10 protein-coding genes and 1 riboswitch are annotated in these 8294 nt (G+C 63.1%); all 10 genes read left to right on the top strand.

Annotation, left to right across the window (positions count from 1 at the left end):
- Positions 1 to 183 precede the first annotated feature (183 nt).
- Positions 184 to 277: riboswitch (SAM riboswitch) on the top strand.
- Between the two features lie 4 nt (positions 278 to 281).
- The gene (locus tag E4U03_RS11995; protein WP_135013958.1) at positions 282 to 1088 is read left to right on the top strand and encodes an ABC transporter ATP-binding protein; all 807 of its coding nucleotides are present in this window, start codon (positions 282 to 284) and stop codon (positions 1086 to 1088) included.
- Positions 1089 to 1096: 8 nt separating this feature from the next.
- Positions 1097 to 2137: an aliphatic sulfonate ABC transporter substrate-binding protein gene (locus E4U03_RS11990; protein WP_135013957.1), complete on the top strand. Its 1041-nt coding sequence runs from the start codon at positions 1097 to 1099 to the stop codon at positions 2135 to 2137.
- 2 nt (positions 2138 to 2139) lie between these two features.
- Positions 2140 to 2994, top strand: a complete 855-nt coding sequence (locus E4U03_RS11985; RefSeq protein WP_135013956.1) for an ABC transporter permease — start codon at positions 2140 to 2142, stop codon at positions 2992 to 2994.
- 352 nt (positions 2995 to 3346) lie between these two features.
- Entirely contained in the window at positions 3347 to 5455 is a 2109-nt protein-coding gene (locus E4U03_RS11980; protein ID WP_135013955.1) for an AMP-binding protein, read from the top strand.
- A 108-nt stretch (positions 5456 to 5563) separates the two neighbouring features.
- Entirely contained in the window at positions 5564 to 6184 is a 621-nt protein-coding gene (locus E4U03_RS11975; protein ID WP_135013954.1) for a hypothetical protein, read from the top strand.
- A 5-nt stretch (positions 6185 to 6189) separates the two neighbouring features.
- A complete protein-coding gene (locus E4U03_RS13610) occupies positions 6190 to 6594 on the top strand; it encodes a glutathionylspermidine synthase family protein (RefSeq protein ID WP_265588600.1) in 405 nt (134 codons plus the stop codon).
- Positions 6591 to 7268: a glutathionylspermidine synthase family protein gene (locus E4U03_RS13605; RefSeq protein WP_280741632.1), complete on the top strand. Its 678-nt coding sequence runs from the start codon at positions 6591 to 6593 to the stop codon at positions 7266 to 7268. The genes E4U03_RS13610 and E4U03_RS13605 overlap by 4 nt, the downstream gene beginning before the upstream one ends.
- 83 nt (positions 7269 to 7351) lie before the next feature.
- Positions 7352 to 7801, top strand: a complete 450-nt coding sequence (locus E4U03_RS11965; RefSeq protein ID WP_135013953.1) for a gamma-glutamylcyclotransferase family protein — start codon at positions 7352 to 7354, stop codon at positions 7799 to 7801.
- Entirely contained in the window at positions 7802 to 8065 is a 264-nt protein-coding gene (locus tag E4U03_RS13475) for a hypothetical protein (protein ID WP_228066275.1), read from the top strand.
- Positions 8062 to 8271 carry a hypothetical protein gene (locus E4U03_RS13470; protein WP_228066267.1) on the top strand — a complete coding sequence of 70 codons (210 nt, stop codon included), beginning with the start codon at positions 8062 to 8064 and terminating at the stop codon, positions 8269 to 8271. Before E4U03_RS13475 ends, E4U03_RS13470 begins: the two co-directional genes overlap by 4 nt.
- Positions 8272 to 8294: the final 23 nt, after the last annotated feature.

Here is an 8294-nt window from a genome sequence, read left to right as displayed (position 1 = left end):
CGCCCGGCCCGCCCAGGTGCAAGCATCTGAGGCTACGTTTCACATTGTGGCGCGTGTTGAGCTCTGTTACGGACACCGGCGGGTTCCGGTCAGTTTTACCCACAGCGTCACACTCGTAACCGGCCGAAATACCGCGTCATACTCTTGCCCAGTTCCAACAAACGCCCCTAGCGTTGAAAGCGTTAACCATCCAGAGCGACCGAGAGACTTGGCTCAACGACGTCGCAGCAACCTCCCTATACCAGGGGTCGGTGCTAACGCCAAGAGACGATGGAGAAAGCATGAGCGCACCCACGCTAGAACGCACCCCCACCACCCTCACCGCCTGCGAAATTGACTTCAATGCCGTCGGCAAGACCTTCATCGGCGAGCGCGGGGAGACCCGAACCGTCCTTGAAAACGTTTCTTTTACCGCCTACCCCGGTGAGATTATTTCGATTATTGGTTCCTCGGGCTGCGGCAAGTCGACCCTCTTGCGGGCTGCTGCCGGCCTGGGGGCAGCGACCGCCGGTACCGTCACGATTGACGGTAGCCCGGTACGGGGTCTCGATTCCCGTGTGGCTATTGGTTTCCAGGAGCCGCGCCTGCTGCCCTGGCGCACCGTTGAGAAGAACGTGACGCTGGGTCTGCCCAAGGGTATCCCCAAGGACGTTGCCCGCGAGCAGGTTGCTCGCTTTCTGGACGTTGTGGGGCTGGCAGACTACGCCCAGCACCGCCCCCGTGAGATTTCCGGTGGCATGGCTCAGCGCGCGTCCCTGGCCCGGGCGCTGGCGCGGAACCCCGGCGTCCTTCTGCTCGATGAGCCCTTCGGCGCCCTTGATGCCCTAACCCGCATCAACATGCAGGATCTGCTGCTCGATATTCATGCCCACGACCCGGCCACCGTCCTGCTGGTCACCCACGACGTGGAAGAAGCCCTCTATCTCTCAGACCGGGTGATTGTGCTGGGTAAGCCGGACCCCGCCGCACCCGCGACGATTGCCCGCATTGTTGAGGTGCCCGATCACCGCCCGCGCGACCGCGGCAACCCGGCACTATCGTCCCTGCGCAAAGAACTTTTGGCCGAACTCGGCGTTGAAGAACACTAGGAAGACACATGTCACTCATTTCTCGTCTCACCACTACCTCTGCCCTGCTCGCAACCGGCACCCTACTACTAACCGGGTGCCTGGCAGGGGAAAACGCTTCTACCGCCGACACTTCTACCGCAGCGGGAGACACCACCGTCACCATCGACTACGCCACCTACAACCCGCTCTCCCTGATTATCAAAGAAAAGGGCTGGCTTGAGACCGCCCTGGAAGAGCAGGGTAAGGACGTCGAGTGGGTACAGTCAGCCGGTTCGAACAAGGCTAATGAGGCCCTGCGCTCCGGTGCGATTGACGTGGGTTCCACCGCGGGCTCAGCTGCCCTGCTGGCTCGCTCCAACGGCTCCTCTATTCAGGTGATTGACCTCTACTCCCAGCCCGAGTGGTCCGCTCTGGTGACCCGCACCGACACCGGTATCTCATCGGTGAAAGACCTGGCGGGTAAAAAGGTAGCTGTCACCAAGGGCACCGACCCCTACTTCTTCCTACTCCAAGCTCTTGAAGAAGCAGGTGTGTCACCCGCTGAGGTCACTATCGAGCAGCTCCAGCACGCCGACGGCCGCACCGCCCTCAACCAGGGCACCGTAGACGCCTGGAGCGGCCTTGACCCCATCATGGCCAGCGCCGAAATTGAGGACGGCAACACCCTCTTCTACCGCAACATCGACTTCAACACCTACGGCTTCTTGAACGCCACTGAGGATTTCATCGAGAGTGACCCCGAAGCCGCCCAGACCATCGTTGACGTCTACGAATATGCCCGTGACTGGGCACTCGCCAACGAAGAAGAGGCCGTGCAGATTCTGGCGGACGGCTCCGGAATTGAGCTTGAAACCGCCCAGGTCGTCTGGGACCGCACCTACCTGGATATCGATAACGTACCCGGTGACAAGCAGCTCGCCGTGCTGGAGAAGGTCGGCCCCTACCTGGTTGAATCCGGCGACGTTGCCGCACAAGGCGAAGTAGACACCGCCCTGGGCAGCATCGTCAACGACACCTTTGCCCAGAAGGCCGACCCCGCCCGCATTTCAACCCTGGTGGCTGAGTAATCATGTCAGTTACCTCTGATTTCACCACCCAACCGGCAACCCGCCGCCTGGCGCGCACCGAAACACCGGCGTCCGCGAAGGTACCCCGCCGCCCCCTACTTACCCGCCGCTGGGCACCCTGGCTTGGCGCCTTGCTCCCCCTGGTTCTACTGGCGCTCTGGCAGTACCTGAGCACCGCCGGGGTCTTTAGCGCGGTGCAGCTCCCTGCCCCTTCGAAGGTGGTTGCTGCTGCCCTTGATTTGGCAGGACGCGGGCAGCTCGGCCTGCACGTTGCTATCTCGACCCAGCGCGTGGTTCTGGGCTTCAGCATCGGGGCTATCCTCGGGCTGGTGCTCGGAGCCTGGGTAGGGCTCTCCCGCTGGGCTCAGGTGCTCGCTGCCCCCACCATCGGCGCCCTACGCGCTGTACCGTCGCTGGCCTGGGTGCCGCTGCTGCTGCTCTGGATCGGCATCGGTGAGAACTCCAAGGTCACCCTCATCGCTATCGGAGCCTTCTTCCCCGTCTACACCACCGTCTCGGCGGCCCTAGCCCACGTGGATCCCAAGCTGGTTGAAGCGGCCCGCACCTTCGGCGTCCGCGGCATCAACCTCTTTACCACCGTGCAGCTACCTGCCGTTCTGCCCGCTGTGGTCTCGGGTCTGAGGCTGGCCCTGGCGCAGGCCTGGCTCTTCCTGGTCGCCGCCGAACTGCTCGGTGCTTCGATGGGACTGGGCTTCCTGCTCACCGACTCCCAGAACAATGGCCGCACCGACCGCCTGCTCCTGGCCATCGTCCTGCTCGCTATCCTGGGTAAAATCACCGACGCCCTGCTGGGTGTGTTCGAACGCTGGGTCAAGGCCCGGTTCCCGAGCAACTAGAAGAAGGGGCGGGAGGTTCGTCTCTCACCCTTGAATGTAACGCTAAGTGCCATCAGCGCGAACGGTTCTCGTGCAGATGGCATTTCCCGCCACACTCAAGGACAGCTGGGCGGATGAGCGCACGGGGGCAGAGGACGGACGCGCGTCACGCGGCGTCATAAACGTTAAGGGGCGTCACGGTTTAGTAACAGTGGGGTGTAGGTGCTTACCCTGAAAGAGATTTTGTCCATCACGAGCGATACGAGAGACCTGGCTCTACGACGATCGCAGCAACCACGCCGAACAAGCCGCCCACGGGCGTCCTGCGAGAACCGGCGCCGGTGCTACAGCCAGCTACCGATGGGAGATACCCTTGAGCGCACCTGCCGACTTCGTGTACACCGACCCCTTCAATCCCACGCCCAACCCGGCGCTCATCTCAGACGAGGCCCGAATCCAGTTCTGGGCTGACCAAGCTAAAGCCCGCCTGACCTGGGGTGAGATGTTTGACGAAGCAACCCCTCACACCTTCGCTAAGCCGCAGAGCCTGGGCCTCGATGATGAGGGTATCGAGCAGTTCACCGTGCCCGAGATTAAGTGGTTCGAGGGCGGCAAACTCAACGTTGCCTACAACTGCGTAGACCGCCACGTCGAAGCGGGTAAGGGCGATAAGGTGGCCCTCTACTTCGAGGGTGAACCCGGTGACCGCGAGGCCATTACCTATGCCGAGCTACAGCGTCGTATCGCTAAGGCAGCCCACGGCCTGGAGAAACTGGGCGTCGGCAAGGGTGACCGTGTGGTGATTTACCTGCCGGTGATTCCCGAAACCATCATCTTCACGCTTGCCTGCGCCCGCATTGGCGCTATCCACTCCCTAGTCTTCGGCGGCTTCTCAGCCGAGGCCCTGAAGTTCCGAGTGGAAGACACCGGCGCTAAGGTGCTCATTACCACCGACGGGCAGAACCGCCGCGGCACCGTGGTCCCGGTTAAGGCGACCGCCGACGAAGCCTGCTCAGGTGAGAACAATATCGAGCACGTCATTGTGGTTGACCGCACCGCTGGCACGCCCGAAGCCCACGCCGCTGTGCCCTGGACCGAGGGTCGCGACGTCTGGTACCACGACCTAGTCGATAACCTGCCCGACACCCACGATTACCAGCTCTTTGACGCTGAAACCCCGCTCTTTATCATCTACACCTCCGGTACCACCGGTAAGCCCAAGGGTCTGGTGCACACGTCCGCTGGCTACCTGACCCAGGTTGCCTACACTCACGCCCTGCTCTTTGACCTGCTCCCCGAGATTGAGGACGAGCGCGGTCAGCGCCGCGTAGACGAGCTGGCGACCGTCAATGACCCCGCCAAGGTCGAGAACACCGTTCACTGGTGCACCGCCGACCTGGCCTGGGTCACCGCCCACACCTACGCAATCTACGGGCCGCTGCTCAACGGCGTCACCGAGGTGATCTACGAGGGCACCCCCAACACCCCCACCTTCGAGCGCCATTTTGAGGTGCTTGAACGCTACGGGGTGACCAACTACTACACTGCCCCCACCCTGGTTCGCTCCCTCATGGGTGCCTTCCCCGACGGTCCATCCGCTGGCAAGTACGACCTCTCATCGGTGCGCCTGCTGGGGTCGGTGGGCGAGTCCATCAACCCCGAGGCCTGGCGGTGGCTACGCACGCACGTGGGCGGGGGCACCGCGTCCTTCATCGACACCTGGTGGCAGTCCGAGACGGGCTCGACCGTATGCTCGCCGCGTCCGCACGACCCCCAGTTCGCGCCCGCTGGCACCTTCGCGGACGACGCGCCCCACACCGCGTCCAAGCCCGGCTGTGCGACCCGGGCGGTTCCGGGTATCTCAACCCGCGTGGTCGACGAGCACGGGGCCGACGTTGAGCCCGGCCTGCAGGGCTTCATTGTGGTCGATAAGATTGGCCCGTCCATGGCTCGCACGGTCTGGGGCAGCCCCCAGCGCTACCTCGATTCCTACTGGCGCCACTACGGCGAGCGCGGCTGGTTCATGGCCGGTGACGGCGCCAAGGTCGATGACGAGGGCGATGTCTATATTTTGGGCCGTATCGACGATGTTATTAACATTTCGGGCCACCGCCTGTCGACCATTGAGATTGAGTCTGCTCTGGTCACGCATGAGGCTGTGGTGGAGGCCGGGGTCTGCCCGGTGGAGGACAAGCTGACCGGCCATCAGGCGGTTGCCTATGTGACCCTCTCTGAGGCCGGCCGCACCTTGAGCGCCGAAGAGTTGAAGGTGGCGCTGACCGAGCATATCCGCCACGAAATTGGGCCGATTGCCAAGCCCAAGGACGTCATCGCCGTAGCCGATATCCCCAAGACCCGGTCGGGTAAGATTACCCGCCGCCTGCTCGGGGAGCTCTACCAGGGCCGGTCACTGGGCGATACCTCCTCTCTACAGAACGAGGAAGCTCTCGAAGCTATCGCCCAGGTGCTGGCAACCCGCTAGACCCGCGCGTCCGCGTCCGCCTGCCCGCCCCGTGCCCCTTTGCGCAGGTGAGCGCCTACCCGCCCTAAAATGGGGAGGGAACACACTCACCTACCATCGGGAGATTCCATGCCAAGGTTCTCACGCGCGACCAAGACCGTGCTTGCCCTGCTTGCGGGCGGGGCAGCCATTATCGGTATTGGCGCTACCAACCACGCCGCCCCGGCCCGTGTTGCGCCCCTGCTGGGCGGCTCGTCCTCGTCGTCGCAGAAGCAGGGCGGACGTTCCTCCACCAGTTCGCAGATCAGCGGCAGCTCCAAGGAGTACGCCGAGATTTGCTACGACCCCGGCACCGGGCAGCGCCTTGAGAACTCCGAGTGCGAGGACGGCAGCGGCTCAGGTTCCAGCAGCGGTGGCGGCGGAGGCGGGACCGGGCGCTCCTACTGGGTGCCCTATTCTTCGTCATCGACCGTGCCCAAGGTGGGTGAGAAGGTGGCAGGCGGTTCGGAGAGCCGCCCGTCCGATGGCACGATCTTCCGTAACCTGCCCTCGCAGGGCGGCGGGTTTGCCGAGTCTTTCCGGGAGTCAAAGAGCTCTTATACCGTGGAGAACTCGCAGATGAAGTCGAGCCAGAGCGGGGACTCCTACGGCGGTTTCAATCAGGACGCTAAGAAAGACACCATACCTAAGAAGAGTCGCGGTGGCTTTGGCGGTGGGTCGAAGACCGGCGGCGGAACCAAGGGAGGCTAAGGCCGATGAGACGACTGTCCTTCCCCCTGGGCCGCCATAACTGGGAGCAGACTATCGCCGCCGAAGGGCTGGTCTATTCGCTCGAAGGCCCCGACGACACCGACCACTACTGGAACGAGTTTGCTGCCTACGAGTTCACTGTGGCTGAGGCCCTCTGCCTGCAGGAGCAGGTCGAAGAAGCCCACCGCATGTGCGTTGCTGCCATCGACCACATTATTGCCGGCCCCCTCAAGTACAAGCTGGGGTTGAGCGACGCTGCGCTGAAGCTGGCGATTGATTCCTGGCGCTGGCACGAATACGACTTCTACGGCCGCTTTGATTTTGTCTACAACCCCGAGACTCACGCGCTCAAAATTCTGGAATACTCCGCCAGCGCGTCAAGTACCCGGTTCTGCATTTGGCCTGCGTGAACGAAGAAATCGACGAGCTCGGCGAGGACCTTGAAAACCTCAAGGTCGTAGCCCACGCCGCGCACATGGCGGGCTGGGAAACCCACATCATGCGCATCGACGACCTCTACTGGGACATCGACCGCCGCATCTGGCTCGATCACCACGACCGGCAGGTGCACAACCTCTTCAAGCTCTACCCCTGGGAAGACATGGTTGAGGACGCCTACGGGCAGGTTCTCTTCGACGGCGGCTACGCTGCCATGGAGAACTGGTTTGAACCGGCCTGGAAGATGTTCCTCTCCAACAAGGTGCTGATGGTGGCCCTCTGGGAACTCTACCCGGGGCACCCGCTGCTGCTGCCAGCGTCCTTGTCGCCCAATCACGGCTTCACCAACTGGGTCAAGAAACCCATTTTTGGGCGGGAGGGCGACGGTATCGTGGTGAACGCCCCGACCCACGGGGTGCAGGTTGCCCACACCGACGGCTACATGACCGAAACCGCCGCCGACCACGAGTACATCTACCAGCAGTACGTGCAGCCGCCCAACTTCACCGGGGACGCCGGTGAACCCAACTACCCCATCATCGGGGCCTGGGTGGTGGGCGGACGCTCCGTGGGCTTCGGCGTGCGCGAATCAGACGGGGCGATTACCGACGGCTACTGCCGGTTCGTGCCGACGGTGCTCAAGTAAGCGAGTAGGTGAAGCAGGCTCACGCTCGCTGCGAGCCTGCTTCATCTACGCCTTCAAATAAACTTGGTGGGTACGATAGAGGCATGACAGCCCACCACCCCGTTTTCGTTTACGGCACCCTGCGCCCCGGCATGAGCAATAATCGCTGGTTCCGCGGGGCTGATTCTAACCGCGCTGACGCGACTATTACCGGCTACGAGCTGGTCACGAACGGCTCCTACCCTTACCTGCTCCCGGCGTCCGCACCGGTCGGCAGCGACGCCGCCGGGCAGGGCGCCCTGGTGGTGCGCGGCACCCTGGTTTTCGTAGACCCCGCCGACTGGGAGGCCATTGCCGCCTCCCTCGATGAGCTTGAGGGAACCGACCCCGCGCGTCCTGTGCACGATGACAACCTCTACAACCGGGTGCTGGCCAAGGTAGTGACGGACGCCGGTGAGCCGGTCACCGCCTGGGTCTACATTCCGCCGGTGAGCAAGCAGGCGCAGCTGCGCGAGCGCTACCCCCTGGTGCCCGGCGGCGAGTGGACCGAGTAAATGCCCCCCTTTAATTTTGAGCCAGAGACCTGGTTCCGTGTGATTGATGTTGCCGCTATTGTCACCAACGGCCTGTTGGGCGGGGGCATTATTCGCGCTGTTCTGCTCGTTACAGGTTTTCCCGTTGCCCTGACCGATAGCTACTATTGGGTGGCTGCGCTGGGGTCTGCGGCCCTGGCCTACCTGATGGATTTTGGGTCCCGCTGGGCTGACCGCACCCTGCTCGTGGCGGATTTTCTGGGCATGGCCCTTTTTCTATTGTGACCTGCCTGGTCATGGGTATTTTGGCGCGCTGGCGCCGCTGGCAGTTGCCGGAGCCGGTTCAGCTCAAGGTGCCCCGGCCCCGTCTGAGGTTAGGACGCCGCCGCCCGACTTCGCGCGACCGGTGGGTGCCCGGGACCCCGCTGACCCAGGAGATGCGCATTATCGACGAAGAAACAGCCCGAGCCCACCGCGAGGGGCGGGCCTAGGGCGGGTGCGAATAGAATAGAGG

Source organism: Rothia nasimurium (assembly GCF_004569295.1).
In the GTDB taxonomy this organism is placed as follows: domain Bacteria; phylum Actinomycetota; class Actinomycetes; order Actinomycetales; family Micrococcaceae; genus Rothia; species Rothia nasimurium_B.
The sequence above is the reverse complement of the archived record's forward strand: the minus strand, read 5'-3'. Positions and strand labels throughout refer to the sequence as shown.